Source organism: Paenarthrobacter sp. 22069 (genome assembly GCF_052046035.1).
GTDB lineage: Bacteria > Actinomycetota > Actinomycetes > Actinomycetales > Micrococcaceae > Arthrobacter.
Genome location: NZ_JBQEQF010000017.1, coordinates 1 through 26,569, shown reverse-complemented (window position 1 = coordinate 26,569; position 26,569 = coordinate 1). Strand labels below are relative to the sequence as shown.

Below are 26,569 nucleotides of genomic sequence, written 5' to 3'. Positions count from 1 at the left end.
CGGCCTCAAAGACGGCGGCGTCTTCCAGAACTACCAGGGCGGCGCCATCATCTGGTCACCCGCCACCGGGGCGCACATCTCCATAGGCGCAATCCGGAGCCTCTGGGCAGCCACGGGATTCGAGAACGGCAAGCTCGGCTACCCGGTCACGAACGAAGTGGGCGGCCTCAAGGACGGGGGCGTCTACCAGAACTACCAGGGCGGCGCCATCATCTGGTCACCAGCCACAGGGGCCCACGTTTCCCTGGGCGCGATCCGATCCATCTGGGCCTCCACGGGCTATGAATCGGGCCGCCTCGGCTACCCCACTAGTGACGAGTACGCGACGGGCGGTGACGGAGGCGTGGCCCAGAACTACCAGGGTGGCGTGATCCATGTGAGCCGCACCGGCTCCTACATCACCTGGTTCTAGGGTCCTCCTGCGCCGGGGACGTCGTTCCGCGGCAGAAAAGGGCGGCCGGTACGGCAACATCACGTTGCCGGCCGGCCGCCCAGCCGTGTGGTGACCTTGGCGGCGGCTGCCACACAGGCATCGCCCAGGCTCTCGAACTGCTCCTTCGATACCCTGAAGCGGGGCGCCGGGATCAGGACGGCCGCCACCACGTCCCCCCGGTGGTCGTGCACGGGCGCTGCCACGCCCACCTCGTCCATGGACGATTCCCCGTAGTTTCCCGCCCATCCCCGCTGCCCAACGTCCTGGAGCCTGGCTTCGTAAGCCGCCAGCCCGGCGTCGTCCAGTCCCGGAAAACTGATGGTTCCGCTGCGGAGCAGCTCCCGCACCCGCTCAGCGGGCAGCGTGGACAGGAAGACCTGGACGGAGGCGCTCATGGCGTCACGGTAGCGGGCGCCCAGCGGCGTGGTGTGTTTGATCTGGTGGTGGCTGGCGATTTGCTCCACGCAGATGGCTTCGTCCCCGTTCCACAGCATGAGGGCGCTGGTTTCGCCGGTCTGCTCGGTCAACTGGCGCAGGACCGGGTAGGCCACGCGCCGTTCCTCCATCTCGGCCAGGAGTGGCCCGGCGACGGCGATCAGCCCCAGGCCCAGCCGGAACCGCTTGGTTTCCGGGTCCCGTTCCACCAGGTTTTCCTGCTCGAAGGTGGCCAGGATCCGGGAGACGCTGCTTTTGTGCATGCCGACGCGGTTGGCGATTTCCGTGACCCCCAGCAGCGGTTCGTCCGCGGTGAAGGTGCGCAGGACGGCGATGGCATTGACGACGACGGACGCGCCCTTGGCGTCCGTCCCGCCGTTGGTGCCGGTTCCGTTGCCGTTGGTGTCGGAGGTCTTTGCAGGAGTCATGATGGACACTATCTTTCCCTATCGCTGGCAGGGGACGCCGAAAGCGGCGCCGTGCTNACGGCGCCGCTTCCAGGGTTGGGCCTTATGCCCCGATGATGTTGTGTTCCGGTCCGAACGGGAACTTGGTGATGTTCTCCACCGTGTTGTCCTCGCCGATGACCAGGATGTCGTGCTCGCGGTAGCCGCCGGCGCCCGGCAGGCCGTCGGCGACCGTGATCATCGGTTCCATGGAAACCACCATGCCGGGCTCCAGGACCGTGTCGATGTCCTCGCGCAGTTCCAGTCCGGCTTCCCGGCCGTAGTAGTGGCTCAGGACGCCGAAGGAGTGCCCGTAGCCGAACGTGCGGTTGGCCAGCAGGCCGTGGCTGATGTAGATCTCGTTGAGTTCGGCGGCGATGTCCTTGCAGACGGCACCGGGCTTGATGAGTTCCAGGCCGCGCTCGTGTACCTCGACGTTGATGTTCCACAGCTCCAGGGAGCGCTCGTCCGGCTGCCCCAGGAAGAGGGTGCGCTCCAGGGCGGTGTAGTAGCCGGAGGTCATCGGGAAGCAGTTGAGGGAGAGGATGTCACCCTGCTGCAGTTTCCGCGTGGTGGCCCAGTTGTGCGCACCGTCGGTGTTGATGCCGGACTGGAACCAAACCCACGTGTCGCGGACCTCGCGGTCAGGGAACGTCCGGGCGATCTCGTGCACCATGGCCTCGGTGCCGATGAGGGCGACCTCGTACTCGGTGATGCCTTCCCGGATCGCGGCGCGGATCGCCTCACCGCCCAGGTCGCCGATGCGGGCACCGTGCTTGATCACCTCGATTTCCTCGGCGGACTTGATCATGCGCTGGCGCATGGCGTCCTGGGAGACGTCCAGGAGGGTGGCGCCGGGGAAGGCCGCGGCAATCTTCTCGCGGGTCAGGCCCGGCAGGAAGTCGTCCTCGACGCCCAGGCGGGTGGCCTTGACGCCGCGCTGGCGCAGGGCTTCCTGGAGGCCGAAGTAGAAGTTGTCGCGGCGCCAGTCGGTGTAGACGATGTTCTCGCCGTAGGAGGTGCGCCACGGCATGCCGGCGTCGATGTTCGCGGTGACGGTGACCGAATCATCGGCGGTGACCACCAGGGCGTAGTTGCGGCCGAAGGTGGTGTACAGGAAGTCGGAGTAGTACTTGATGCCGTGGTAGCTGGTGAGGATGACGGCGTCCAGGTTCTTGGCGGCCATGATCTGGCGGAGGCCGCCCAGGCGGCGCTCGAACTCTGCGTCGGAGAACGTGAGCTTGCCCTTGGTGCCGTTGTGCAGGACCTTGAGGCGCTCCAGCTCGGCGATGGAGGAGGCGTTGTCGGCGGTGATGGTCACAGGTGTGCCTTTCTAGTGGTGCCAGCTGCAGTTGCTGCAGTGGTGTTGGTTTTTCGGAGTGAGGGTGGCTCGGGACCTCTGGGCTGTCAGAGGTGCTTGAGGGGCTTGCGCGAGGTTTCGGCGGCAAACAGGACGGCCGCGAGGGAAACGGCGGAGGCGGCCACGAGGTACCAGCCGGGGGCGAGCTTGCTTTGGGTCATGCCGATCAGCAGGGTGGCCATGAACGGGGCCGTTCCGCCAAACAGGGCGTTGGAGAGGTTGAAGCTGACGGCGAAGCCGCTGTACCGGACCTTGGTGGGGAACAGTTCGGCCAGGAAGCTGGGCAGGGTGCCGTCGTTGAGGGTGAGCATGCCGCCCAGCAGGATCTGGACCAGGACGATGACCAGGAAGTTGCCGGTATTCAGCAGCATGAACGCCGGAACGGTCAGGAGCATGAACAGCACCGAGGCGGTGATCAGCATCCGTTTGCGGCCGAACCGGTCCGACGCCATGCCGGTCAGGAAGATAAAGCCGATGTAGCTGGCCAGGGCAATCGTGGTGGCCAGGAAGGATTCGGTGGGACCGAAGCCCAGTTCCTCGGACAGGTACGTGGGCATGTAGCTGAGGATGACGTAGAAGCCGACGGCGTTGAGCAGCACCGCCCCGCAGGCGATGACAAGCTGTTTGCGGTAGGTCCGGAACATGTCCAGCGCGGGCGCTTTGGGGGTGGATTCTTCCTGGTCGGCCAGGGCGCGGAAGGCCGGGGTGTCCTCCAGCTTGGTGCGGATGTAGCGCCCGATCAGGCCCATGGGTGCGGCCAGGAGGAACGGAAGCCGCCAGCCCCAGTCGTGCAGCTGTTCAGTGCTGAGCACCGAGCTGAGGAGGGCCGCGATCAGGGAGCCAAGGAGCAGGCCGGCGGCTGTGCTGGCCGGGACCACGGCGGCGTAGAGTCCGCGGCGGTTGGCAGGAGCGTATTCGACCAGGAAGGCTGATGCGCCGGCGTATTCACCGGCCGCCGAGAAGCCCTGGACCACGCGGACCAGGAGCAGCAGGACCGGGGCCAGCATGCCGATGGTTCCGTAACCGGGAATCAGGGCGATGCAGAAGGTGGAGACGGACATGATGACGATGGAGAGGGACAGGGCCTTGCGCCGGCCCAGCTTGTCTCCGATATGGCCCCAGAAGAAACCGCCCAGGGGCCGTACGAAGAAGGAAATCGCAAACACCGCGAAGGTTGCCAGCAGGGCAGTCTGTCGGTCGGTGTCCGGAAAGAAGACGGAGGAGATAACGGCTGCGAGGTAGCCGTACACGGCGTAGTCGAACCATTCGACGAAGTTGCCGATGAAGCTTGCCGTGACCACCCGGCGTCGAACGTCCTTGCTTATCACGGTGCCGTTGGCGACCGGCCCTGCCTGCACGGGGCCGTTGGCGTCAGTGGCAACGGCTCCTGCCCGGGGGGAATTTGATTTGGAACTCATCGAACCACCAATAAGAGTTTGAGTTGCACTTCTTGCAACGCGGTTGTTTCAACATAGGTGGTGATGCGCGACACAGTCAAGGGTTTTTTGAATGATTAATTTCTGGTCTTAGAGCACACGGGCCGCAGATTCAGTGTTCTACCGGGCAGCATCAGTGCCAGCCGGCACGTTGCATGAAAAGCAACGTTGTTGTTTCTATCGCCCCGCGGCTTGGGGTGGATCTGTGGCCCATCCAGTCTTGACGCGCCCTTTACGGGCCCTAAGGCACGGGCGCACAGAGACCAAGTGCCTCATACTTGCGCCATGGACGATCCTGCCGCCACCGGGCGGACCGCGCGAAAACCCGATCGGATCCTGCTCGCGCTGGTGGGCGTGGTGGCAGTGCTGGTGGTGGTCGCTTTGGCAGTGGTCTTCACCCGGGGCGAGCCTGCCCCTCTGGATGAGGCGAGCCCCGCAGGCGTAATCCAGCAGTACAGCAGGGCAGTGATCAGGGACGACGTCCCCGCTGCCGAAACCTTCCTCACGGAGGGTGCCAGGAGCAGGTGCAGCGGGTCCTACTCCGGCGGGCAGCGGCCGGCCCGCGTGGTCTTGATTTCGACGACGGAACGCACCGATTCAGCCACCGTGCGGGTTTCGATCGTGCACGCGGCCCAGGGCAACGGCCCCTTCGGCCCGTCCGAGTATGAGACGGAGGATGTCTTCCTGCTCCTCAAAGTGAACGGACGATGGATGATCGACCAGCCGCCGTATCCCTTGATGGCCTGCACCCAGATTCCGGTGAAGCGGTGACGGCGCCGGCAGTTACCACAGCCCCCGCTCCGGCCGGTGGCCTGGCAACCCTGCGCCGCCTGATCCTGTATGTCCTGCTGTTTGCCCTGGTGGTGATCGCAGCTTCAGGACTCAGCGGCCTGCTGGAACGCCTCTTCCGCACGGCGTCGGTGCTGGTCACCGGCGACGTCGCCGGGCTGGCCCTGTCACTGGCCTTCACACTGATCGGCGGCCCCCCGGCGCTCCTGCTGTGGTGGTTCGTGTGGCGGCGGCTCGACGATGAATCCGAACGCAGGGCACCGGGCTGGGGCCTCTACCTGACCGGGATGTACGCGGTATCGCTGATCATCGCCACCACATCACTGCTGGAGCTGGCAGCGTCCTTCATTGGAGCGCACGCCAACCAGTGGCCATCCCCGCTGGCCAACGGACTTGTCTGGGCGGGCATCTGGGTGTGGCACCGGTGGATGTGGAAGCATCCCCGGAAATCCCCGGCGCACCTTGAGGACGTCCGGGCTGTCGTGGGATCCGTCTTTGGCCTGCTGCTGGGTGCGGGTGCGGCGATCGCCGCCCTGGGTGCCCTCCTGGACATCGCGATCCGGGGGTTCACGGCAGCAGCGAGCTTTGAACCCTGGTGGTTCGACGTCGTCAGGCCCCTCATCTGGGCAGCCGGCGGAGCTGTGGTGTGGTGGTGGCACTGGATCCGCGGGGGCGGGCGCCGGTTCCGGACAGGACTGGTGGACGTCACCATCATCACCGTGGGGATCTTCGCCGCCGGCATCACCGCCCTGGGCGGACTGGCGGTCATCCTGTTCATCCTCCTGCGGCTCGCGTTTGACCGCAGCGACCCGCTGAACGACCTGCTCGAGCCGCTGGCACCGGCAATCGCCGCGGCACTTGTCGGGGCCATCGTCTGGCGCTACCACCGCACCGCGTCCGCGCACCGCTCCCCACAAACCCGGCGGGCCAGCCTCCTGGTCACGTCCGCGGCGGCTCTGGCCGCGGCGGCATCCGGAGTCGGCGTCGTGGTCAACGCGTTGCTTGCCGCAGCGGTTTCGCCGCTGGCGGGGAGTTCCACGCGCACGCTGCTCCTCGGCGGTCTCAGCTCGCTCGCAGTGGGAAGCCCGGTCTGGTGGCTGGCGTGGAAGCCAAGGCACCAACCGGTGTCGGCAGCCGGAATTCCGCCGGGCCGGCGGGTCTACCTCGTGGCATTTTTCGGTGTGAGCGCCGTGGTGGCCTTGGTTACGTTGCTGGTGATTGGCTACCGGGTCTTTGAATTCGTGCTGGGTGATGTGTCCGGCGGGAGCCTGCTGGACCGTATCCGTGCGCCCTTCGGCCTCCTGGTGGCTGCGGGCCTGGTGGCGGGCTACCACTTCGCGCTGTGGCGCCATGACAGGGCATTGCTGGCCGCCGTGCCGTCGCGGCGGCGGCTGATTGAGAGCGTCACCCTGGTCAGCGGCTATCCGGTGGATGCCGTCGACCCAGCGGCCCTGGCCCGCGGTATTGCCGATGCCGCCGATGGTGCCAAGGTGACCACCTGGCTGAGGGCGGACGACGGCGGCGCCGCCCTTTCGCCGTCGTCCGTTCCTTTGTCGCCTGTCCCTTCGCCTGGCGTGGAGGATGCCATCCGGCAAGTTTCGGCGGCCCTGGACGGCGTTGCAGCGCAGCATGTCCTGGTGCTTGCCGGTCCAGGCTCGCGGATGGAGGTTATCGCCCTGGCAGCCACGACCGCAGCAGACAAGCCCGTCGGCGGCAGCAGGACGCGAGCCATTCCAACCGCCGGATAGCGCCCCACCCTCAAGATTTGCGCAGTTTATCCCCCTGGTGGATTAACCCACTTCCCTTGCCATTGCAGGGTGCCTAGGGTTGGCACACGGGTTTTGCCAAGGGGGACACGTGAAAAGCTCAGCTGAAGGTCTTCAGGAGACCAAGAACCAGGATGCGCAGCAGGCTGCAACACCTGATTCCCTGGACGGACAGCAGAAAATCGCCGAGTGGACCTCCGACTGCCTTCTCACGTTGAACAGTCCCGTCCGCTTCACCCGTGCCGACTGGCCCTGAGCAGGGAGTCCGCTACCCGGCAGGCTCGATCAGTTCCGGTCCGTCGTTCCGCACACTGTTGACCATGGTGCTGACCACGCGCGGCGTCAGGGTGGGTTCGGGCAAGGAGTCCAGCAGGCGCTGGATATCGTCCTTATCCGTCAGGTCCGGATCCAGCCACTCTGCGAAGCGGTCCCGCGGGATGATCACGGGCGATCGGTCGTGGACATGCCCCAGGGAGTCCTGGGCCGTGGTGGTCAGCACCGTGCAGCTCAGGAGCCAGCGGCCCGGGTCATCCTCAGGGACGGACGGATCGGCCCACCACTCGTACAAGCCGGCGAAGCCCAGCATCGGCTCCTTATCCGAGTACAGGTAGTTGGGGATCTTTTTGCCGTCCTCCGTCTTTTGCCACTCGTAGTAGCCGTCAGCGGGAAGAATCGCGCGTCTTTTCACAGCTGCCTTGCGGAAGGCGGGCTTCTCCAGGATGCTCTCGCTGCGGGCATTGATCAGCTTGTTGCCGATCTTGATGTCCTTCGCCCAGGACGGGACCAGACCCCAGTGCGCCACCAGCAGGTGCCGCTCGATGCTGCCTTCGTCCAGCCGCTCGGCGACTATCGGCACCGGCTCCGTGGGGGCCACGTTCCAGCTTGGTGGCGGCGGCGTGCCTTCCACCTCTTTGGCGTCAAAGTAGCTGAGCAGGTCACCGGTGGCCTTGGACATTACGTATCTGCCGCACATAGGCCCATTCTGCCGGAGACAGCGCCGGCAATGGCCTACTGGCCTGGAATTGTTGGGCGCAGGGCGGAAACGTCTGCGCGGGACGGGCCACCTGGACCACCGGTATGACCCTTGGGGGCCATGCGCCCAACACGGCCAGCGCACTGGTCCAGGTCGTTACCCGCCGTTTCAGGCCCGCCCGCGTCCCTGATACGCGTGCTCCTGAGCAGAGGGTCAGCTGGAGGCGTCCCGCTCGATCTCCTCGGCGAGCTCATCCACGTCCTCTGGACGGGCGTCGATGCCAGCCTCTTCGAAGCGCTCTTCAAGGACATGGGCTACGTCGTCCTGTACATGGCCCAGCTGGATCTCGTGCCGCACGTCCTCGGCGATGCTCTCAGGAGTCTCTTCGTGGCCGGCTCCGGCCACCATCTCATCGTTGCCGTCAAAGGGATCGTTGGCCCCGCCGTCTCCGGAATCAGTCATACTCCATGGTTACCCCTTCCCTTCCGCCGGTAAACGGGCGGCAGGGACCTTAGGTGGGCGTANACGCCCACCTGGGACGTCAGGAGACTTCGGCGAGGAGCCCATCGATGCGGGCCAACAGGCCCGGCCAGCCGTTGCCCATGCCCTCGATGGCGTGGCGGCCCATGGGGGTGTCGAGGCGGAAGCCGGCGTGCTCGAAGTGGAGGATGGTGCCGCCGTCCACGGGCTCCAGGCGCCAGGTGATGGTGGTGTCCAGCTGGCCCTCGGAAAAGAGGAAGCTGATGGAGTTGCCCGGGTCCACCGCCAGGACCTCGCACTGCTGCTGGCCCCAGGCGCCCATGTCCATGTTGAAGCGGTGGCCCACTACGGGCGCGATGTCGCCCGCGGCCCACCATCTGGCCAGCAGTTCCGGTGTGGTCAGGGCTTCCCAGACCGCCGCCGCGGGGTGCGGGAAGCGGCGCTGGAGCCTGATGGCGTTGTCGGTCATGACGGTTTCTCCTCGTCCAGAAGGTCTGCCAGCGCATCCAGCCGCTGGTTCCAGTAGTGCTCGAAGTTCTTCACCCAGCCGCCGATCTCGGCAAGCGCGGCCGGCTGGAGGTGGTACACCCTGTTGCGCCCCTGCCGCTCCTCACGGACCAGCCCCGCCCCACGAAGGACGGCCAGGTGTTCGGAGGCTGCAGGCCGGCTGAGGTCCAGCAGGCTGGTGAGCTCGCCGGCCGTCCTCGACCCGTTGCGGAGTTCGTCCAGGATGACGCGCCGCGCCGGATTGGAGACGGCGGCGAAGACATCGGGGAGCACTCCCGGAGTATATGTCGGAAAGATCCGACATATCAAGCGCAGGAGCGGTTGCCTTCCAGCCTGGCGCTGGACAAACCCATCAACAGGCCTGAAAGCTGACAGCTGCCTGCAGCGTTCCTGCTGTGGCGTCAGGTATTGCCGCTGCCCGCGGAGGAGCCCTTCACACCCACCCGGTACCCGGCCCAGAATGCCAGCACCAGCAGCCCTGCGCCCATGATGGCAAGTCCGGCCTGGGTCCCCTGGGTGATGAAGGCCGCCCCATTGGCACTGAACGGCTTGTTGCTCAGCGGTGCATACGCAAACCAGCCCACGAAGTCCCGGTTCAGGTACGCAATCAGGCCGCCGACCAGCACCGCGGCAACTCCCAGGAAGGGCACGACGACGGCAGGCAGTTTGGCGCGTTTGGACGGCTGGCGTTCCTCAGGTGTGTTGTTCTCCCCCATGCACTCGAGTCTAGCCGCGCCGCATCTCCACGGTTTAGGCTGGGCGGATGTTGACCATCGGCACCATTGTCCTCGGCGTCAACGACGTTGCCGCCGCCACCAAATTCTGGCATGACGCCATCGGCTATGTCCCCCGGGAACCCGGTGACGACACGTGGGTAACCCTTGCTCCGGCGTCCGGCCCCGGAGCACACCTGTCCCTCATGTTCAGCGAAACACGCGTCCAGGACCACCCGCGGATCCATCTGGACCTGTACGCGGACGACCAGGACGCGGAGGTGGACCGGTTGGTTTCGCTCGGCGCCAAGCGCGTGGACTGGGACCTCTACCCGGATGACCCCGACTTTGTGGTCCTCGAGGATCCGGACGGGAACCGGTTCTGCGTCATCGACAAGAGCCAAAGCTAGGCTCCCGCCGCCAGGGAACAACAGCCGTTCCCTGACCGTTGGCATCCGTACAACCCGTCATGTTTATGCTCGGCAGCCACGGAAGGGAACCTCATGGTCAGGGCTATTTGGAACGGAAAAGTCATCGCCGAATCCGAGGACACCGTAGTGGTGGAGGGCAACCACTACTTCCCGCGGGAGGCCGTGAAGGCCGACTACCTGCGCGACAGCGACAAGAACACATTTTGCCCCTGGAAGGGCCAGGCCAGCTACCACACGCTGGAGGTGGACGGTGAGCTGAACGAGGCCGCGGCCTGGTATTACCCGGAGCCCAAGCCGCGCGCCAAGCACATCGAGGACCGGGTGGCCTTCTGGCGCGGGGTCACCATCGAGGACTAGGCGGCGCACATCCCGCGGCAGAGGAAACATCGCTGGAAGTGATGCGTATCGTGCGGAAAACATCGCTTTTTCTTAACGCTTCGGATGGCAATACTGGGACGCAGACCACAAAAAAGGGGACGCACCCGCGGCCCGGCTGGCTCCCCCTCTGCGATCCGAAAGGCCACTATGACCGGCATCTACTTCCCGGCAATGCTGTTGCTCGTTGCAACGGGTGTTGGGCTTGCTGCCGCCGCAGGCTCGACGCCTGGTTTCGCTGCAGGCCTCGTGCTTCTGAGCGTTGGTTCCGGAGGCATATCGGCCGCCCTGGTGACACGCGAAACGCAAACCCCGCCACCTCCACCCTGCAGAAGGAGCCTTCCTTGACACCCTCTAGCCCTGACTTGACACAGGACGGCTGTGAAGAAGGCTGCCACTTCTGCGAAGGCCCAGAAACGGACTAGCTGTCCTGGCAGTGAACGGACGACGGCGGGTGGGCGCCCGCCGTCGTTCATTCACCTTTTGCTGCGCGGCAGTCAGCGCCAGAATTCCGCGAGCTTTCCCGCCAGGCCTTTCCCCTGGTTGTATCCCGCGTGGGCGGCTGCGGGACGCAGCGACAGGTCCATGGCATTGGCCCCGAACATGTGCTCGGCGTCGCCCTCCGGGAAGACTGTCTCCACCCTGCTCCCGCCCGCCCGCAACTCCTCGACCTGCGCCGCAAGCTGCATGCCCCATTCCAGCGGCATCCGCGTCCTGCCACCAAAGGGCGACAGCACCAGGACCCGGCCGCAACCAGCGGCCAGATCGGCGTTCTCATTGCGCCGGTAGCCGCCGTCGATATAGCTGTTCGCACCGATCCGGTAGGCCGAGCCGCTGGAACAACTGGCGGCAACGGCGTCCACCAGGTCGATGCCGCTGTCGCGATGGAACACTGCGGGGTCGCCGGTGTGTGCATCCACGGCGGTGATGAGCAGGTCATGCTCCGGCCAGTCCGTTGCCGGCAATCGGGCCGCTACGGTGGCACGCCACCGATCGGACACGTCGTACCCAGATGCAAGGTCCAGCGCCAGGGCACCCATCCGGCGGCGCATGTCGGCTGAATCGTCGGCGGAGGCGATGATCCTGCCGGTACGTTCAAGATGGTCGGACACCGGCCGGGCGGGAGGGACCGCGCCCGCGGGTCCTGCCGGAGGTGTTCGGTGCTGTGGTGCAGCATCAACGACTGCGGCATACAGGTCCGCCGGTGTGGCGCCGGCGATTTGGGCCGCAGCGGTGGATCCGGCCGACGTTCCAATGAGCACGTCGGCAGTGGTCACGTCCAGCCCGGCATCGGCCAGGCCGGCGAGGACGCCGATCAGCCATGCGTTGCCGGTTGATCCGCCACCACCGAGGACCAAGGCACGCCGGGAGGCAGAGGCCGGCACGGATTCAGGGCGGGAAGAAGGTGTTGTGTTCATGGGAGTCGCCTTTCGCGAATTGCCTGTGCGGCGCTCCCGGCGGCGACTAGTCCAGCCGCGTGATCGTGGGCTGCGAGGGAGCACCCATTACGGATACAGCTTTCATGGGTCTCACCTCCTGGGGACGGATCACGATCAGGGGAATCATGGCACACCGGCCGGCCCTGCGCAACGGGTAGATTGAAGGCGATGATTTCCATTGACCGGGACGATCCCGCCCGCGGTGATGTCCAGCAGCTCCTCAGTGAACACCTTGCGGACATGTTCGCCACTTCGCCCGCCGAGAGCGTCCACGCCCTGGACCACTCGGCGCTGTCTGTACCGTCAGTAACGTTCTGGACAGCCCGTGAGGACGGCAACCTGCTGGGCTGCGGAGCCCTGAAGCTCCTGCACTCCTCCGCCGGCCAGGCAACTGACGGCGAACTCAAGTCCATGCGCACCACGGAGTCCGCCAGGGGACGTGGCGTAGCCACCTTGATGCTCCGCCACATCCTCGAGCACGCACGGACCAGGAACCTTGAGCGGGTCTGCCTGGAAACCGGCACCGAGGACTACTTCGCCCCCGCGCGCCGCCTCTACGCCCGCCATGGCTTCACCGAATGCCCGCCCTTTGGTGACTATGTGACTGACCCCAACAGCGTCTTCATGGAGCTGCGTCTCTAGCAAGGTACCTACCAGGCACAGAAGGCAGGCGGACGACGGCGGGTGGGCACCCGCCGTCGTCCGCTTTCCAGCGTGTCTTTCTTGGACTTCGTTCCTAGACTTCGCCGCGCCAGCCCCCGGTTTCGGCGCCTCGCGATTCAATGAATTCCTTGAACCTGCGCATGTCGGCCTTGACCTGCATCTCGTCGATCTTCAGGGCTGCGCCTACCTTTTCCGTCGCGTTTTCCGGAGCCCACTCAAAGTGCACTTTGACCTTGGTGTGGTTGGCGTCCATGGGCGTGAACCTGATGATCCCGGCGTGCGACTTGCCGTCCGTGCTGCGCCACGCGATCCTGTCATCCGGCTCCTGGTCGACGATTTCAGTGTCGAACTCCCGCCTGGCACCGCCCACGTTGGTGACCCAGTGGTTGCTGGTGTCCGTCAACTGGGTAATCGACTCCACTCCGGACATGAAGTGCGGAAAGGATTCGAACTGGGTCCACTGGTTGTAAGCCGTCCGCACCGGGACAGCCACTTCAACGGTCTCTTCAACCTCTTCAACGTGTGCCATCTGCTGCCTCCTTATGATGGACGGCCGCAACAGCGGACCGGCAGAGCGTGCCATCCTGCCGGCCAGGCAGCCGCCACGTTTGCACGATAGATCCGGCGGCCACCTGTGTCCAGACCCTAAAAATCCAAGCGGACGACGGCGGGCGGGCACCCGCCGTCGTCCGCTTTCCGTTGGGGAATTACTGGCTGAAGGGGACCTTTTCCCAGCTCAGGACGTCGGCTTCTTTGGTGCTGTTGCCGGCGACCGTGAAGCGGACGTAGTCCACGGCGTTGTTGGCGCCGTCCACGGTGATGCGCTGAAGGTTGTCCGCAGCAGGGGAGCCGTAGATGTCCAGCCAGGGTGAGCCTGCGGCGAGGGACTGGTTTGCGGCGAAGACGTGGCTGTCACCGTTGACCAGATACACGGGGGCATCGAAGCGGTTGGTCTCCTCGACGATGGTCTGCACGATCTCGCGGAAGCCGTCGACGGTCTCCGGGTTCGCCTTGGCGTCGGCGAGCAGGGACGGATCGAACATGTCCGCCTGCTGCATAAGGACCACAGCCCGGTCGTTGCTGCGCCTGGCATCGGCGAAGGTCTGGTGGATTTGGGCGATGACCGCGTCCGTCCGGTGTTGCACCTCGGCCAGCTGCTCCGGGGTTGGCGTCGTCTTGCCCAGGCCAGTCCACGGCAGGAGGGAGTTGTTGCTGCCCTGGACGTTGAGCACGGAGAAGGCGACCCGGTTCTTGTCGAAGCGGACATCCTCGGGGAGCCCCAGGTTCTCCTGCGACTTCACCGGCATGGTGGCACCAAGGGTTTTGCCGGGCTGGTTGAAGAAGAATTCTCGGATCTTGGCCAGGCGCTCCAGCGGGTTGTAGGCACCGTTGTTGGTCCGGTGGCAGTCCACCCACTCGTTGTCGCCGGGCGTGTAGACCAGCGGGTGGGTGAAAGTGTCGAACTGGGTGCGGATGTAAGAGAAGTACTCGTCGGAGCAGACAGAGGAGCCGTTCTTGATATCGCCCACGTGTGCTACAAACGCCAGGTCCTTGTCGGCGTTGAGGTCCTGGATACGGGAAGGGAACTTGGCGATCTTGGTGGCGCCGTAGGGGATGTCGCCGATGGCGGCGAAGGTGAACGCCTGGTTGTCATTGGTGTTGTCCGCCGCATGGGTTGCTGTGGCGAAGACGGGCGCCGGGGTGGGTGCCTCGGCCTGAGCAGGCGCTTGCGTTTGGGTTGGCGCTTGCCTCTGGGTTGGCGCTTGCGTTTCCGCTTGCGCCTCGGCTTGAGCGGGGGTTGCAGCTGTCACGGCAAGAAAGGCGAGCGCGGCAACGGCGGCGAAGGTTCTTTTCACGAACACGGAATACTCCTGATGCAGCGGGGATGACCGTCCGGGCTGGGGGACGCCCGGCGGGAGGGTGCGTGAAAAGACTGCTGGGTCTGCCGAAACAGCGTGGGACCTGCTGGTTGACGGCGGGTGAACGTACCGGGACAACGTCCCGGGAATATCAGCGGCCATGCTTACAGGGCGGCAGGGAGAAACGCGAAACCACCCCCTCACGCTGCCGGCACAACGGGGATTTGCTGCAGGGAATTGCTGCGGGGATTAGCTGCGCCCGCGCAAGGTTGCCCGACTACGAGGCAACGAGATAGTCAACGATGAGTGTCTCCATTGGGCTGCTTCCGTGCGCGAGGCAACCTGGAGGCCAGAGCGTTGGTTCCCGGTCAGCTCGTTCAGCGTTGTACTTGCGGCCGGAGGGCGAGACCCAGCCGGGCGGCTCATTCACTGCTGCCGGGCCCGGGCTCCAGCGGGTTCGATGCTTAAGCCGATGATGCTTGGGACATAACTGACCCAGGTTGCTGATCCCGGTGGCGCCTCCGCGCTCCCATGCAGTGAGATGGTCTGCCTCATTGTCTTGGCTCGGATTGCTGCAGCCGGGAAACGTGCACTTTCCATCGCGCATCCGCAGCCACCGCTTCAGTGATTCCGGAAGCCGGTAGCTGCTCCGGCCGATTTCCAGCGGCGCCCCGTCCCGCGGGTCCACCAACACGCGGTAAAAGGAACCGGCGCCTTCCGAAACAAGTTTGCGTGCCATCGACGTCGGTATAGGACCGTAATTGTCCAGTTCGGCAGGCTCGTCCGTGGCACCGAGGAGGGAAAAGACCGGTACCGTGACCAGCACGTCCGCCTTGAGGGAGGGCGCCGCTCCGACCGACTGCCCCGCATTCCCCAGCAGCAACCCGGTGGCCGCATCAGCCCTGAGTTGAGTCAGAGTCCGCGGTTCCTCGGGTCTCTGCAGTCCGCGCGCCAGGGCCGACGTCTTGTTCCAGACCGCGCATGCCGTGTTTGCGGGCATGTACAGCGAGATCCACGCCATGCCGTTGCGGTCCGGCGAGTACTCCAGCCGGCGGTCCTCAACCGACTTCACATGCCTGAGTTCGAGAGACTCGGGGTGGTGGCGTTCCCGCCAGGCACGGACTTTCCGCCGGAAGCGGGCTGGCACCAGCTCCCCTGCCGCGGCTCCCCTGGCCGCGTTCGGCGCCTCCGGGTCCAGGAAGTGGGCTTCGAGCGCAGCGGCGGCGGCATTGTCCAGGCCTGTTGTTTCGTCGACCATGATGCGGGCGTGCTGCCACGAAATCTCACCTGCCTGCAAAGCATCAAGCACTTCCGGCAAGGAGGTGGTGAGTGCATGGGCCTCGCCCAGCAGTGCGGCTGCGGCACGTTCCCCGACAGTTAGCACACAGGCCACTTCCGCCACCTGGCTCATTTCCCGCGCCGAGGACTCATACGGGCTTTCAGCCGGCGGCTCCAGCGCATCTGTTGCCCCTGCATATGTAGAGAGAAAGTGGACCTTTGCCGCTGCAGCGGCGGCTTCGATACGGGCTACGACCCCCAAGCCGTCCAGACACGACTCAGCAAGGTCGGCCAGCGGATCGTGATCATCCCGATGAGCACCATCCGAATCTTCTGAAGACCGGCCAAGGACTTCAACCAGCTCGTCCGCAAGCTTCCTTATGGAAGTAACGGCAGCAGCCAATCCGGCACTGCCTCTTGCGTCTAAAAACGCTCCGGTTTCCATACCCAAAGCTTGGCAGGAGGGTCTGACATTTTGAGCTGGATGCCCAAGACACAGTCGCGATGGTAACTATGGCCGTTCCCCGCGCATCCTTGGAAGGTATTGATCCGCCCAAAGGTCATCCGGTCTTCGTAAGGGATGTCCCCTAAACCTCCGCCACCGGCGCCGCGAACTGGGCCTCGTACAGCCGCGCATAAGCCCCGCCGGCAGCCAGCAGTGAAGCGTGGTTTCCCTGCTCCACGATCTGCCCGTTCTCCATCACCAGGATGAGGTCGGCGTCGCGGATCGTGGACAGACGGTGCGCGATCACGAACGATGTCCGGTCCGACCGCAACGCACTCATAGCCTTCTGCACCAGCACCTCGGTCCGGGTATCCACCGAAGACGTCGCCTCGTCCAGGATCAGCACCGACGGTTGGGCCAGGAATGCCCGCGCGATCGTCAGCAGCTGCTTCTCACCCGCGGACACGTTGGCGCCCTCGTCATCCAGCACAGTGTCATACCCCTCGGGCAGGGACTTCACGAACCGGTCCACATACGTCGCCTGCGCAGCCTCCAGCACCTCCGAAGAAGAAGCAGTCGGCCGCCCGTAGGCGATGTTGTCCCGGATGGTTCCGCCGAACAGCCAGGTATCCTGCAGCACCATGCCCATCCGCGAGCGCAGGTCGTCCCGCGTCATGGTGGTGATGTCCACGCCGTCCAGGGTGATGCGGCCGGCGTCCAGCTCGTAGAACCGCATCATCAGGTTCACCAGCGTGGTCTTGCCCGCACCGGTCGGCCCCACGATGGCCACCGTCTGCCCCGGCTCCGCCACCAGCGACAGATGAGAGATCAGCGGCTTGTCCGGCGAATACGAGAAGGACACGTCCTCGAACACCAGCCGCCCGCGCGCACGCCCATCCGGGCTCTGCAGCGCAGCCCCGGACGGATCCCCGGACTGCTCCTCCGTGTCCAGCAGCTCAAACACGCGCTCCGCTGAGGCCACCCCGGACTGCAGCAGGTTCGCCATGGACCCCAGCTGCGCCAGCGGCTGCGTGAACTGCCGCGAGTACTGGATGAACGCCTGCACATCGCCCAGCTGCATCGCACCGGACGCCACCTGCAGGCCGCCCACCACCGCGATCCCCACGTACACCAGGTTCCCGATGAAGGTCATGGCCGGCATGATCAGCCCGGAAATGAACTGCGCCCCGAAACTCGCCTCATACAGCTCGGCATTCTTCTGCCGGAACCGCTCCCCCACCTCGCGCTGGCGGCCGAACACCTTCACCAGCGCATGCCCGGTATAGGTCTCCTCGATCTGCCCGTTCAGCTCGCCGGTGTTCTTCCACTGCTGAACGAACAGCTTCTGCGAGCGCTTGGCGATCAGCGTGGTGATCCCCAGCGTCAGCGGAATGGTCACCAAAGCGATCAGCGCCAGCGTGGGCGAAAGAATGAACATCATCACCAGCACACCCAGCACCGTCAGGACGGACGTCACCGCCTGGCTGATGGACTGCTGCAGGCTCTGTGAAATGTTGTCCACATCGTTGGTCACCCGGCTCAGCAGCTCGCCACGCTGGATCGAATCGAAGTACCGCAGCGGCAGCCGGTTGATCTTCGCCTCGATCTTCTCGCGCAGCCCGTACACCGTCCGCTGCACCACGCCGTTCAGTACATACGCCTGCCCCCACATGAAGGCCGATCCCAGCACGTACAGCACCAGCGCCCACGTCAGCACGCTGGCCAGCGCGCCGAAATCGATCCCCATTCCCGGCGTCAGCGTCATGGCGCTGAGCATGTCCGCTTTCTGGTTATCCCCCGACGCCCGCAGCATCGCGATCAGCTGCGCCTGGGTCATCCCGGGCGGCAACTGCTTGGACACCACCCCGGAGAAGATCAGGTTGGTGCCTTCACCGAGCAACCGCGGTCCGATCACCTGCAGCACCACGCCGGCCACGGCCATGACCAGCACAAGGATCAGCCATGCGCGCTCCGGCTGCAGGGTGGCCAGCAGCCGCTTGGCCGATCCCTTGAAGTTCATCGCCTTCTCGGCCGGGACGTTCATCCCGGCAAAGGGGCCGCCCCTCCCGGGTCCGCCGGCCGGACGGGGAATACGTACGACGTCGGCCTGGCTGGCTTTGCCCCCACCCGCGGTTCCATCGGGGGCCCCGCCGCTGCGCCCGGCTCCCGAGGGGCCGGCTCCCGAAGGTCCGGCTCCGGCCGGGCGGGTTCCCGGTTGCTGGCTGCTCATACCGTCTCCTCCGCTGCAAGCTGGGACGAGACAATCTCGCGGTACGTCCCGGAACTCTCCAGCAACTCATGGTGCGTGCCCTGCGCAACGATCCTGCCGACGTCGAGCACTAAAATCTGGTCCGCGTCCACAATGCTCGACACGCGCTGGGCGATGATCACCATCGTGGCACCGGCGGTGCTGCGCTTGAGCGCCTGGCGCAGCCGGGCGTCCGTGCCCGTGTCCAGGGACGAGAAGGAATCGTCAAAGATGTAGAGCTCGGGCCGTTTGACCAGGGCCCGGGCGATGGCCAGCCGCTGCCGCTGCCCGCCGGAGACGTTGGTGCCGCCCTGGGAGATGGGCGCGTCCAGGCCTTCCTCCATCTGCTCCACGAAGTCGCGGGCCTGGGCGATCTCCAGCGAGTCCCACAGCTCATCTTCGGTGGCGTCCGGGTTGCCGTACAGCAGGTTGCTGCGAACGGTGCCGGAAAACAGGTAGGGCCGCTGCGGCACCAGGCCGATGTGCCCCCACAGCAAGTCCGGGTCCAGGTGGCGGATGTCCACGCCGTCGATCAGCACCGCGCCGGAGGTGACGTCGAAGAGCCGGGGCATGAGGTTCACCAGCGTGGTCTTGCCCGATCCGGTGCTGCCGATGATCGCCGTCGTCTGCCCCGCGCGGGCGGTGAAGCTGATCCCGGCCAGGACCGGCTGGTCGGCACCCGGGTAGGCGAATCCGACGTCGCGCATTTCCAGCTCGCCGCGCCGCTGCCTGCCTGCCATGGCTGCGCTGGTGACCGGGTTCTCGGGCGGAAGGACGCTGGAGCTGGTGCCCAGCACCTCGCCGATGCGGTCCGCGGACACCGACGCGCGCGGAATCATCACGGCCATGAAGGTGGCCATCATGACCGACATGAGGATCTGCATCAGGTAGCTCAGGAACGCAATCAGGGTGCCCACCTGCATGGACCCGTCCTCGATCCGGAACGAGCCGAACCAGATCACCGCCACGCTGGAGACGTTCAGGACCAGCATGACTACGGGGAACATGAGGGCCATCAGGCGGCCGGCGCGCAGGGCAACGTCCGTGACGTCAGTGTTGGCGCGGGCGAAGCGGGCGGTTTCCATGTCCTCGCGCACGAACGCCCGCACCACGCGGATGCCCGTGAGCTGTTCGCGGAGCACGCGGTTGACGGTGTCGATCCGGGCCTGCATCTTGCGGAACAGCGGCACCATCCGCGTGACGATCAGCCCGACGGCGATCAGCAGCACCGGCACGCACACGGCGATGAGCCAGGACAGCTGGGCGTCCTGGCGGATGGCCATGATCACGCCGCCGATGCTGAGCATGGGTGCGGCCACCATCAGCGTCGCGGACATCAACACCAGCTGCTGGACCTGCTGGACGTCGTTGGTTGAGCGGGTGATGAGGCTGGGGGCGCCGAACCTGGTGACCTCCTGCTCGGAGAACTCGCCCACGCGTTCAAAGATGGCGCTGCGCAGGTCCCGGCCCAGACCCATCGCGGCCTTGGCTCCGAAGTACACCGCCACCACCGCGCACACGATCTGCGCCAGGGTGATGACCAGCATGAAGCTGCCGGTGGACAGGATGTAGCCGGTATCGCCCCGGGCCACACCCTGGTCGATGATGTCCGCGTTCAGCGTGGGCAGGTACAGCGACGCAATGGATTGCGCCAGCTGGAAAACCACGACGGCGACCAGCAGCGGCCTGTGCGGCCGCAGGTATTCGACAAGCAACTTCCAGGGCAAGGCAGGCTCCAACCTGACGGTGTGTCCACAAAAGGTGGTGCGAGGTCAGTGTACGTCCGGAAACTGGGAACGATCCGTGCCTTGGAAGGAGAAGTTGGGCGGGTTCACCGAGGGCGTATTTGGCAGTTCCGAAAGGGCAAACAGCGGAAGATGTCCGACGCGCTGGTAAGCGTCACCAGCGGCGGCTCCCGGACGTCGACCCACACTTAGAGGGTCCCCAACATAACATTCGTGCCCGTGCTGTCGGACTTGGGTAAGGCCACTCTGGGTATCTTCCTCAACGTCTAGATAAGCTGAGGGAGCATGGGATGATGCTCCCTTCAGTAACCCGGGGGAAGCCTTAGAGGACGACTAGTGGTGGGCCCTATACACATGGAAAATATTCACCACTCGGCAGATACTCACCGTTGGTAGAAGCCAGGCAGGAACCAAACAATGAGAGTGGGGCTGCGGCTACATGGAACCAGCTGCCGGACTGTTGTGCTGGACGGGCGGACTGTAGTTTCCGCCGGTCAGGAGTTGCACGCGGGCAGCTTGTCGGAAGCGTTGGACTCGTCCCTGTCAGGGCTCCATCGGGAGTTCGGGTCCGACATCAAAGAGATCACTGCCGACGTCGGGCGGGTCTTGGGGGAGCGGCAACTGGCCGACGTCGTCGCCATCCGCATTTCGCCCCGTCCCCCCGCAGACGCCTACCACATGACCGTGCTGCCACCCCTTGTTGAGCCGGCAGTGACCCGGACTGTTCACGTTCGGGGAGGCCACGACCTGCGGGGACGGCCTTTGGCCCGGTTGGACTTGGAGGGGTTCCTGGCCGATCTCCCCGCCATACTTTCCGCTGGCGCACGGAACGTGGCGATCACATCCGTCGGTTCAACGGCGTCAAATGACCATGAAACGCGCATAGCCGATGCCATCTTAAACAACGACAGAGATATGCGGATCAGTATCTCCAGTGACTTCTATTCCAGCGTCTTCCGCGACCGTGACTTCACGGCCATCCTTAACAGCGCCCTGATGCAGACGGGGGAAGAACTGGCTGTCATGTTTGAGGCGGCAGGCCAGCGCCAATTTCCAGCCGCCTTCTTGTCGTTTGCAAAGAACGACGGCGGCCGAGCACCTCTGTCACGGCTGGCATTGGCGCCTGTGCACGCGCTGCGTGCCGAGCCCGCGATGGGAATCCTTGGCGCGGCCACCTTAGCGGGAATCCCCGAGGGGGAAGTGATTCTCTGCAGAGACGCCGGGGCCACGGTGGGTCACATCCATGGGGGCCTGCCTGTCGCCAGAAGCCTCATTCGCCAAGGATTTGACGCAAGCCTCGCCAGCAACGCCGCCATTCTCGAGCCATACACCGTCCACCATCCGGTTCGCGCAGGCATCCCCTCCGTCATTGCCGACCTCCGCGAGGGGCAGGAGACCGCTCTGCCATTCGGGCTGGTGCCCACTCTGTTGGCGGCCCAAGACGCCGCGCTGGTAGGAGCTGCCGCTGCGCCTCTGACAGCCTGGATCGACAGGCTCGAGACCGTCAGCGGCCGAGGCGACCTGAAACGAGTACAGAACCTCGCCGAAGACGATGCCCAGTCAGCGGCCGTCCAGTTAGGCGCCACCCCCGGGCAAACCCAAGTCATTGAATCGAACGTCTATGCCATGCCCTACGGCAACCCCGGAATCGTTCGAATCCGGGTCCAAGCGGCAGGAGAAACGTCCGCCGACGAGGGACAAGTGCTGCCCACAGCCGCGCGGGGAGCCACCCCATGAGCACCGTACTCACCCCCGAGGACGTCCGGAACCTCCGCACCGGGGCCCATTTCCTGACCTGCACCATCGACCCGACGGCTATCTACATTTACGCAGAAATGATCCAGCGGGCGATGGAGGACCGGTCATTGGAACTCATCACCGTCGACGAGCTTGCTCCCGACGATCTGGTGGTGGCAGTCGGAATGGTGACGCAGGGGCTTTTCATCGCCGACATGCCTCCCGTGGGCGATGAGTTCCTCGGCTGCATCCGCGCCATCGAGGCCACTCTCGGCCGGCCGGTGCGGGCGATCTATTCGCTCGCTGCCGCCAGCATCAACGGAATCGTCCCCCTCATGGTTGGGCTGCAGTCCTCGTTGCCCGTCATCGATGCCGACCCCATGGGCCGCGTCTTCCCCTTGATCAGCCAAACGACGCTGAACATAGGAAACGTGGCGATCGGCCCTATCGCACTCATGGGGGTAACCGGGGAACGGGCAGTGATTGAGGTCGAAAGCGCGCAGCGGGCCGAAACGCTGGTGCGTGCACTAGTGACCGAACTCGGCGGCTGGGCAGCCACCGCCATGTATCCGTGTTCCGCAAGACAGCTGATGGAGCATGGCGTCCATGGCTCCATCAGCCGAATGATCCGGATCGGACAGATTCTCAACGCGAGCACCCCCGTTGAGAGAAAGCTGCTGTTGCTCGCCGAACTCCTCGGCACCACCCGCATCGCCCGGGCCCGCGTGAGCCACATCGAAAGCCTCTCCCGGCCCACAGACCTCGGTCTGCCGGCGCAACCGTCCAGCGTAACGCTGGAAGACGAAACCACAGGACGCATCGTCCATCTTGAAGTCCAGAATGAGATCCTGCTGGTCCTCGTAGATGGCGAGGTAACAGCAGCCGTCCCGGACATGGTTACGTTGCTCAATTCCGAGCAGGGCACGGTGGTCAACATCGACGACGTCCAGGTGGGCGACGTCATGGACATCGTGAAGATCACGGCTGCGGCGCAGTGGTACACGGAGCCGGGGCTTGAGCTCACGGACCCAAAGGCCTTTGGCATTCCGATCGTGCACCCAAGGCGGCGACATGCGTAGATCGAAAAATGAAACCCGGCTCGACGTCGCCGGTCTATTGGCGCACGGCTCCCTCCGTGGCACCACCCCGCTGTATCTCACTCCATCCAGCGGGTTGATCGAAAGTGTTGTTCTCGTCTCCCAGCTTGAGGCAATCCGGCAGGTGCGACCCAATACTGTAGTGGTCCTGTCCTCCGAGATGGGATCAGGGGGTTGGCTCGTCTCCGCAGCGCTGCGACAGGCCTGGGAGCGGCGGGCCAGCTCAGTCATCGTGGCTGGCAGCGCCTATGCAAGCGCGGCGGTCGGACTGGCGGAGCGGTTGGGCATCACCCTGTTGGCCACTGACGGGGACCCTGCTGGGCTTGCCCTGGAACTGGCGGCCGAGATCGGAGCGGCCCTGTCAGTGGTCGATGCGGAATTGGCCAGGGTCGCCCGGACAGTCGCAAAGGACACCACGCTCGGTGATGTCCTCAAGACCATTTCCGGGGAGCTGGATGGGGTTGGAGTTTCCTTGGAGTACGACGGCGTGGTTCTTGCCTCCGCCGGAATGCCCCCACGGGACACCGACCAAGTCATCACGGTGGAAGTCGACGAGGCCAATAGCGCCGTCCGTTTCACCCTCGCGGCCCGCGTGCCCATTTCCGGCGTCCACAATCTGCGGCTGGTGCGCTCAATCCTTGAGGTTGCCACCCCCTCGGTGAAGGCTGCCTGGCTGTTGGAGGACCTACTCAGCGCTGCCCGGGCCGTTCCGACGGCAACGATCCCCGGATTGGATCAGGACGGTGACGCGTCAGGCTCGGAGTTCGAGGAAAAACACCGACATCTGCTTAACCAGTTGGGCTGGCGCACAGGGGAGCCGTACATGGCCGTCTGGTTCCGCAGCGGGCAAGTGCAAGACCATCGGCCCGAGCTGACCGCCGTGTTGCGCCTGCTGTGGCGTAAGGTCACAGCACGCAGCCCTTTGGCCGAGGTTCAGGACGGTTGGCTTACGCTCCTACCGGCCGGGAATCAGGACGCCTCGACCCAGCTCGAAACCCGATTCAGGACACGTCTGGGGCCAGCTCTTGCCGAGCTTGGCCTGGTAGCGGGACTGTCCCGTTGGCAGGAGGATGCCCCGGCGCTGTCGGTGATCGTGCGTGAGGCGCGGTTGGCTGCTGAATCCGCCAGATCATCGGGGCCCGGCACGGTTCTAGGTTTCGCCAGCCTCGGCGTGGCCGCAGCCACGACATTCGTAAACAAGGACGCCGTTGCGCTCGTAGCCGGACTAACGCTGCCGCGACTGATGGCCTCCCCTGACCGCGACGTCATCATTACTGCGCTGGCTGCTTTCCTCGATCACCGCGGCTCAGTCAGCCTCGCTGCGAAATCCCTCAACTTGCACCGCAACACCCTGCAGGCACGGCTTAACCGGGCAAGGGACCTCGGTGTCCCGCTTGATATCCCCTCGGAACTGCTGTCCGTCCACCTCATCGCCAAAGTGCTGCGGCGATCTATGCCAGATATAAGGACTTCCGAAGATGCCCTGGACAACCAGAAAAGACACCCCTAAGTTCCCAGTTTCGATTCCTTCAAAGATTGCGCCGAGGACTTCTGGCTTTGGGCGGCGCTTAAGCCCGCTCCCGTTGGACGCCGGGCACGAGAACGGCGTACGCCCACATCCGTGAGCAGTCCGGGACGGCAGGGTCCTGGCTGAGCGCCACCCTGGTCCGTGTCCGCCGGACTGTCCACGGACACGGACACGGACGCAGGTGCCGCGGGGCTAACTCATTTCGACGACAATCTTCCCTGACTGTTCATTCGATTCCATGTAGCGGTAAGCGTCAAGCACTTGGTCGAAAGCAAAGACCCTGTCGACTCTGGGCCGCAGGGCGCCGGAGCCAATTCGCTTGAGGATGAAGTCGACGCCTCGCCTCCGCTCATCGGCCAGTCCAACGTGGTTGAACATTGAGTACGGGTGGAAAACCGACTGGGTTCTGCACATTGCAGCCATAGGGATAACGGGCTGCAAATCGCTCAGTGTTCCGTAGCCGAAAATGACGGCGTTGGGTGCGAGATGATCGACGTAGGCGCCGAGGGACTCTCCGCCGACGGGATCGAAAGCGACCCGAACGCCTTTGCCATTGGTGGTGCGGTCGATGACCTCGCCGAGGTCGTCGACTCCCACGAGGGCTACTTCGTTTGCGCCTGTCTCAAGAAGGAGCGATCGCTTGTTTTCTGACCGTGTCGTCGCAATCACCTTCGCCCCCAGAGCGCGTGCGATCTCGATGGCACCAAGCCCGGCTGAACTGGCGGCGGCAGTGACGAGCACTGTGTCTTCGCTTCCGAGATTGGCTACCTCTGCGAAGGCGAAGTACGAAGTGAGATATTGCATCCAAACAGAGCAGGCCTCGGCATCCGAAAGTTCCGGTGGGGCAAGGGTGAGATAGTCTGCCGGCAGGACGGCTGTTGTTCCCTGCACGCCGTCGGTTGTGGTGAAGAAGGGAATGCTCGTAACGCGGTCGCCGATATTGAAGGCGGTCACGTTCTCTCCGATCTCCGTGACGGTCCCCACTGCCTCGGACCCGATGCGCGAGGGGAACACCGGGACCGTGTAGTGCTCTCCATGGATGAACATTAGATCTGCCCGGTTGAGCGCGAATGCTGCGACGTTGATTCGGACATCGTTTTCGGCGACTTGACGTGGGGAAGCAGCTTCTATGGCCAGCACTTCTGGGCCGCCTATTTTGCGGAAGACAACCGCGGATTCCGGCCTGCTCATGCCTGGACCAGCGAGAGCTTGGGCGTGAGGGGGGACGGCAGCTTCGGGCTTTGGCGCTCACCATCAGGCACCTCACCGCGAAGTGGCTTCCCCATAGGGGCCTGGTAAGCGTGGGTCATTATGGGGTTGACACATAGGGTCCGTCTGAACATCGCCGTACCTCCGTTTGCGTAGTGCCGTATGGCACGTCTGATTTTGATTGGGTTAGCCGGCACTGGTGCCGCCGGGATTATTGGGCTGATGCAGTTACCGGTCGCCGCATTGCTGGTGACTTGCGAGGTTCCCCCGCCTGCCTCGATCACGGGATGTCAAGGCAAGCGAGGGTGGTGGTGTACCTCGGGCCAAAGATGCCCTAGGGGTGGAGGCCTTCTACGTCGCGCAATGTCAATGGCCTTTGGTTTCTGCCCACGGGCGGCCAGTTAATCGGCCCGCTGGTGGCCAGTAAATCTGCCCGGTGATGGCCAACAGATCTGCCCACTGAGGGTTTTCGGTGGGATTGGCCATCGTCGAGGGTTTGTTAGTTCAGTTCGGTGACTCCTTTCCCGGCGAGGGCTTGAGTGAGTCGGATGGAGTCGCCGCTGGTTTGGCAGACGTGGGCGTGGTGCAGGAGCCGGTCCACGGTTGCCGTGGCGAGGGTTTTGGGCATCAGTTCATCGAAGCCGGCGGGGTGCAGGTTCGAGCTGATCGCGACGGAGCGTTTCTCGTAGGCGGCGTCCACGACCCGGTAGAGTCCTTCGGCGGCGTCGGTGGCCACCGGGAGAAGGCCGATGTCATCGATCACGACGAGTTCCGCGCGGAGGATTCTAGCCACGGCCCTGGTGACGCTGTCGTCGGTGCGGTGTGCGCGGATGAGGGCGCCGAGGTCTTCGAGTCTGAACCAGGCAACGCGCATCCCGGCTTCGACGGCTTGCTGGCCGAGGGCTTCGAGGAAGAACGTTTTCCCGGTGCCGGAGGGCCCGCAGACGACCAGGTTCTCGCGTCGGGTGATCCATTCCAGGGTGCGCAGGGCTTGCTGGGTGGGCGCCGGGATGGAGGAGACGGCGGGGTCCCAGACGTCGAAGGTCTTCCCGGTCGGGAAGCCTGCTGCTTTGCGCCGGGTGGCGAGCATGGACCGGGCCCGGCCTGCGGCTTCTTCGGTGAACAGTGCCTTGATGATCTCGGTTGGTTCCCAGCGCTGGGCGCGGGCGGTCGCGAT

The 26,569-nt window shown here is 64.7% G+C and carries 26 protein-coding genes; 10 read left to right on the top strand and 16 right to left on the bottom strand.

Annotation, left to right across the window (positions count from 1 at the left end):
• On the top strand, positions 1–412 hold a 412-nt coding region (locus tag ACTJK0_RS14685; protein ID WP_440745668.1), incomplete at its 5' end, for an LGFP repeat-containing protein.
• Positions 413–471: 59 nt separating this feature from the next.
• Here the strand turns inward: ACTJK0_RS14685 and ACTJK0_RS14680 are convergent.
• The 3 genes from ACTJK0_RS14680 to ACTJK0_RS14670 form a co-directional block, all read right to left on the bottom strand.
• The gene (locus ACTJK0_RS14680) at positions 472–1,296 is read right to left on the bottom strand and encodes an IclR family transcriptional regulator (RefSeq protein WP_110542144.1); all 825 of its coding nucleotides are present in this window, start codon (positions 1,294–1,296) and stop codon (positions 472–474) included.
• A gap of 82 nt (positions 1,297–1,378) precedes the next feature.
• Positions 1,379–2,635 carry an aminopeptidase P family protein gene (locus ACTJK0_RS14675; protein ID WP_440745667.1) on the bottom strand — a complete coding sequence of 419 codons (1,257 nt, stop codon included), beginning with the start codon at positions 2,633–2,635 and terminating at the stop codon, positions 1,379–1,381.
• A gap of 86 nt (positions 2,636–2,721) precedes the next feature.
• Positions 2,722–4,092, bottom strand: a complete 1,371-nt coding sequence (locus tag ACTJK0_RS14670; protein ID WP_440745666.1) for an MFS transporter — start codon at positions 4,090–4,092, stop codon at positions 2,722–2,724.
• Positions 4,093–4,395: 303 nt separating this feature from the next.
• Between ACTJK0_RS14670 and ACTJK0_RS14665 the strand changes: the two genes are divergently transcribed.
• The 3 genes from ACTJK0_RS14665 to ACTJK0_RS14655 all read left to right on the top strand — a co-directional run bounded on the left by ACTJK0_RS14665 (position 4,396) and on the right by ACTJK0_RS14655 (position 6,921).
• Positions 4,396–4,881: a hypothetical protein gene (locus ACTJK0_RS14665; RefSeq protein WP_440745665.1), complete on the top strand. Its 486-nt coding sequence runs from the start codon at positions 4,396–4,398 to the stop codon at positions 4,879–4,881.
• Positions 4,818–6,647 carry a DUF5671 domain-containing protein gene (locus tag ACTJK0_RS14660; protein ID WP_440745664.1) on the top strand — a complete coding sequence of 610 codons (1,830 nt, stop codon included), beginning with the start codon at positions 4,818–4,820 and terminating at the stop codon, positions 6,645–6,647. The genes ACTJK0_RS14665 and ACTJK0_RS14660 overlap by 64 nt, the downstream gene beginning before the upstream one ends.
• Before the next feature lie 109 nt (positions 6,648–6,756).
• Positions 6,757–6,921, top strand: a complete 165-nt coding sequence (locus ACTJK0_RS14655; RefSeq protein ID WP_440745663.1) for a hypothetical protein — start codon at positions 6,757–6,759, stop codon at positions 6,919–6,921.
• 12 nt (positions 6,922–6,933) lie between these two features.
• Here ACTJK0_RS14655 and ACTJK0_RS14650 read toward each other — a convergent pair whose 3' ends face one another.
• From ACTJK0_RS14650 to ACTJK0_RS14630, 5 genes are all read right to left on the bottom strand, one after another.
• The gene (locus ACTJK0_RS14650; RefSeq protein ID WP_440745662.1) at positions 6,934–7,638 is read right to left on the bottom strand and encodes an SOS response-associated peptidase; all 705 of its coding nucleotides are present in this window, start codon (positions 7,636–7,638) and stop codon (positions 6,934–6,936) included.
• Positions 7,639–7,851: 213 nt separating this feature from the next.
• Positions 7,852–8,100 (bottom strand): hypothetical protein, encoded by a 249-nt coding sequence (locus ACTJK0_RS14645; protein WP_440745661.1) that lies wholly within the window; start codon positions 8,098–8,100, stop codon positions 7,852–7,854.
• A gap of 79 nt (positions 8,101–8,179) precedes the next feature.
• The gene (locus tag ACTJK0_RS14640; RefSeq protein WP_440745660.1) at positions 8,180–8,587 is read right to left on the bottom strand and encodes an SRPBCC family protein; all 408 of its coding nucleotides are present in this window, start codon (positions 8,585–8,587) and stop codon (positions 8,180–8,182) included.
• Positions 8,584–8,898: an ArsR/SmtB family transcription factor gene (locus ACTJK0_RS14635; RefSeq protein ID WP_440745659.1), complete on the bottom strand. Its 315-nt coding sequence runs from the start codon at positions 8,896–8,898 to the stop codon at positions 8,584–8,586. Before ACTJK0_RS14635 ends, ACTJK0_RS14640 begins: the two co-directional genes overlap by 4 nt.
• A 128-nt stretch (positions 8,899–9,026) precedes the next feature.
• The gene (locus ACTJK0_RS14630) at positions 9,027–9,341 is read right to left on the bottom strand and encodes a hypothetical protein (RefSeq protein WP_440745658.1); all 315 of its coding nucleotides are present in this window, start codon (positions 9,339–9,341) and stop codon (positions 9,027–9,029) included.
• A gap of 47 nt (positions 9,342–9,388) precedes the next feature.
• On the opposite strand from ACTJK0_RS14630, the gene ACTJK0_RS14625 reads away from it, so the two are divergent.
• Both ACTJK0_RS14625 and ACTJK0_RS14620 read left to right on the top strand, forming a co-directional pair.
• Positions 9,389–9,748 carry a VOC family protein gene (locus ACTJK0_RS14625; protein ID WP_440745657.1) on the top strand — a complete coding sequence of 120 codons (360 nt, stop codon included), beginning with the start codon at positions 9,389–9,391 and terminating at the stop codon, positions 9,746–9,748.
• 93 nt (positions 9,749–9,841) lie between these two features.
• The gene (locus tag ACTJK0_RS14620; RefSeq protein ID WP_110541831.1) at positions 9,842–10,126 is read left to right on the top strand and encodes a DUF427 domain-containing protein; all 285 of its coding nucleotides are present in this window, start codon (positions 9,842–9,844) and stop codon (positions 10,124–10,126) included.
• Positions 10,127–10,641: 515 nt separating this feature from the next.
• Here ACTJK0_RS14620 and ACTJK0_RS14615 read toward each other — a convergent pair.
• Positions 10,642–11,562, bottom strand: coding sequence for a patatin-like phospholipase family protein (locus tag ACTJK0_RS14615; protein WP_440745656.1), 921 nt, complete (start codon positions 11,560–11,562; stop codon positions 10,642–10,644).
• A gap of 189 nt (positions 11,563–11,751) precedes the next feature.
• On the opposite strand from ACTJK0_RS14615, the gene ACTJK0_RS14610 reads away from it, so the two are divergent.
• Positions 11,752–12,225, top strand: coding sequence for a GNAT family N-acetyltransferase (locus ACTJK0_RS14610; RefSeq protein WP_440745655.1), 474 nt, complete (start codon positions 11,752–11,754; stop codon positions 12,223–12,225).
• A 94-nt stretch (positions 12,226–12,319) separates the two neighbouring features.
• Here ACTJK0_RS14610 and ACTJK0_RS14605 read toward each other — a convergent pair whose 3' ends face one another.
• The 5 genes from ACTJK0_RS14605 to ACTJK0_RS14585 form a co-directional block, all read right to left on the bottom strand.
• On the bottom strand, positions 12,320–12,775 hold the full coding sequence (locus tag ACTJK0_RS14605) for an SRPBCC family protein (protein WP_110541834.1): 456 nt from the start codon (positions 12,773–12,775) through the stop codon (positions 12,320–12,322).
• Between the two features lie 178 nt (positions 12,776–12,953).
• A complete protein-coding gene (locus ACTJK0_RS14600; RefSeq protein WP_440745654.1) occupies positions 12,954–14,108 on the bottom strand; it encodes a hypothetical protein in 1,155 nt (384 codons plus the stop codon).
• A gap of 274 nt (positions 14,109–14,382) precedes the next feature.
• The gene (locus ACTJK0_RS14595; protein WP_440745653.1) at positions 14,383–15,828 is read right to left on the bottom strand and encodes a DUF222 domain-containing protein; all 1,446 of its coding nucleotides are present in this window, start codon (positions 15,826–15,828) and stop codon (positions 14,383–14,385) included.
• 142 nt (positions 15,829–15,970) lie between these two features.
• Positions 15,971–18,058 (bottom strand): ABC transporter ATP-binding protein, encoded by a 2,088-nt coding sequence (locus ACTJK0_RS14590; protein WP_440745652.1) that lies wholly within the window; start codon positions 18,056–18,058, stop codon positions 15,971–15,973.
• Positions 18,055–19,803, bottom strand: coding sequence for an ABC transporter ATP-binding protein (locus ACTJK0_RS14585; protein WP_440745651.1), 1,749 nt, complete (start codon positions 19,801–19,803; stop codon positions 18,055–18,057). Before ACTJK0_RS14585 ends, ACTJK0_RS14590 begins: the two co-directional genes overlap by 4 nt.
• A gap of 435 nt (positions 19,804–20,238) precedes the next feature.
• Here ACTJK0_RS14585 and ACTJK0_RS14580 point away from each other — a divergent pair, with 435 nt between their 5' ends.
• Genes ACTJK0_RS14580 through ACTJK0_RS14570 form a run of 3 tightly spaced genes read left to right on the top strand, consistent with a single transcriptional unit; the run spans position 20,239 to position 24,165 of the window.
• The gene (locus tag ACTJK0_RS14580) at positions 20,239–21,558 is read left to right on the top strand and encodes a hydantoinase/oxoprolinase N-terminal domain-containing protein (RefSeq protein WP_110541841.1); all 1,320 of its coding nucleotides are present in this window, start codon (positions 20,239–20,241) and stop codon (positions 21,556–21,558) included.
• Positions 21,555–22,637 (top strand): DUF917 domain-containing protein, encoded by a 1,083-nt coding sequence (locus ACTJK0_RS14575; RefSeq protein WP_110541842.1) that lies wholly within the window; start codon positions 21,555–21,557, stop codon positions 22,635–22,637. The genes ACTJK0_RS14580 and ACTJK0_RS14575 overlap by 4 nt, the downstream gene beginning before the upstream one ends.
• Positions 22,630–24,165 carry a helix-turn-helix domain-containing protein gene (locus ACTJK0_RS14570; protein WP_440745650.1) on the top strand — a complete coding sequence of 512 codons (1,536 nt, stop codon included), beginning with the start codon at positions 22,630–22,632 and terminating at the stop codon, positions 24,163–24,165. The genes ACTJK0_RS14575 and ACTJK0_RS14570 overlap by 8 nt, the downstream gene beginning before the upstream one ends.
• Positions 24,166–24,375: 210 nt before the next feature.
• Here the strand turns inward: ACTJK0_RS14570 and ACTJK0_RS14565 are convergent, their stop codons facing one another.
• Both ACTJK0_RS14565 and istB read right to left on the bottom strand, forming a co-directional pair.
• The gene (locus ACTJK0_RS14565) at positions 24,376–25,374 is read right to left on the bottom strand and encodes a zinc-dependent alcohol dehydrogenase family protein (protein ID WP_440745649.1); all 999 of its coding nucleotides are present in this window, start codon (positions 25,372–25,374) and stop codon (positions 24,376–24,378) included.
• 517 nt (positions 25,375–25,891) lie between these two features.
• On the bottom strand, positions 25,892–26,569 hold a 678-nt coding region (gene istB / locus ACTJK0_RS14560), incomplete at its 5' end, for an IS21-like element helper ATPase IstB (RefSeq protein WP_440744013.1).

Coding starts and splice junctions, on each gene's coding strand:
- ACTJK0_RS14680 (WP_110542144.1), bottom strand. CDS start 1,296: ATGACTCCTGCAAAGACCTCCGACACCAACGGCAACGGAACCGGCACC.
- ACTJK0_RS14670 (WP_440745666.1), bottom strand. CDS start 4,092: ATGAGTTCCAAATCAAATTCCCCCCGGGCAGGAGCCGTTGCCACTGAC.
- ACTJK0_RS14665 (WP_440745665.1), top strand. CDS start 4,396: ATGGACGATCCTGCCGCCACCGGGCGGACCGCGCGAAAACCCGATCGG.
- ACTJK0_RS14660 (WP_440745664.1), top strand. CDS start 4,818: ATGGATGATCGACCAGCCGCCGTATCCCTTGATGGCCTGCACCCAGAT.
- ACTJK0_RS14650 (WP_440745662.1), bottom strand. CDS start 7,638: ATGTGCGGCAGATACGTAATGTCCAAGGCCACCGGTGACCTGCTCAGC.
- ACTJK0_RS14645 (WP_440745661.1), bottom strand. CDS start 8,100: ATGACTGATTCCGGAGACGGCGGGGCCAACGATCCCTTTGACGGCAAC.
- ACTJK0_RS14640 (WP_440745660.1), bottom strand. CDS start 8,587: ATGACCGACAACGCCATCAGGCTCCAGCGCCGCTTCCCGCACCCCGCG.
- ACTJK0_RS14630 (WP_440745658.1), bottom strand. CDS start 9,341: ATGGGGGAGAACAACACACCTGAGGAACGCCAGCCGTCCAAACGCGCC.
- ACTJK0_RS14625 (WP_440745657.1), top strand. CDS start 9,389: ATGTTGACCATCGGCACCATTGTCCTCGGCGTCAACGACGTTGCCGCC.
- ACTJK0_RS14620 (WP_110541831.1), top strand. CDS start 9,842: ATGGTCAGGGCTATTTGGAACGGAAAAGTCATCGCCGAATCCGAGGAC.
- ACTJK0_RS14615 (WP_440745656.1), bottom strand. CDS start 11,562: ATGAACACAACACCTTCTTCCCGCCCTGAATCCGTGCCGGCCTCTGCC.
- ACTJK0_RS14610 (WP_440745655.1), top strand. CDS start 11,752: ATGATTTCCATTGACCGGGACGATCCCGCCCGCGGTGATGTCCAGCAG.
- ACTJK0_RS14605 (WP_110541834.1), bottom strand. CDS start 12,775: ATGGCACACGTTGAAGAGGTTGAAGAGACCGTTGAAGTGGCTGTCCCG.
- ACTJK0_RS14595 (WP_440745653.1), bottom strand. CDS start 15,828: ATGGAAACCGGAGCGTTTTTAGACGCAAGAGGCAGTGCCGGATTGGCT.
- ACTJK0_RS14590 (WP_440745652.1), bottom strand. CDS start 18,058: ATGAGCAGCCAGCAACCGGGAACCCGCCCGGCCGGAGCCGGACCTTCG.
- ACTJK0_RS14580 (WP_110541841.1), top strand. CDS start 20,239: ATGAGAGTGGGGCTGCGGCTACATGGAACCAGCTGCCGGACTGTTGTG.
- ACTJK0_RS14575 (WP_110541842.1), top strand. CDS start 21,555: ATGAGCACCGTACTCACCCCCGAGGACGTCCGGAACCTCCGCACCGGG.
- ACTJK0_RS14570 (WP_440745650.1), top strand. CDS start 22,630: ATGCGTAGATCGAAAAATGAAACCCGGCTCGACGTCGCCGGTCTATTG.
- ACTJK0_RS14565 (WP_440745649.1), bottom strand. CDS start 25,374: ATGAGCAGGCCGGAATCCGCGGTTGTCTTCCGCAAAATAGGCGGCCCA.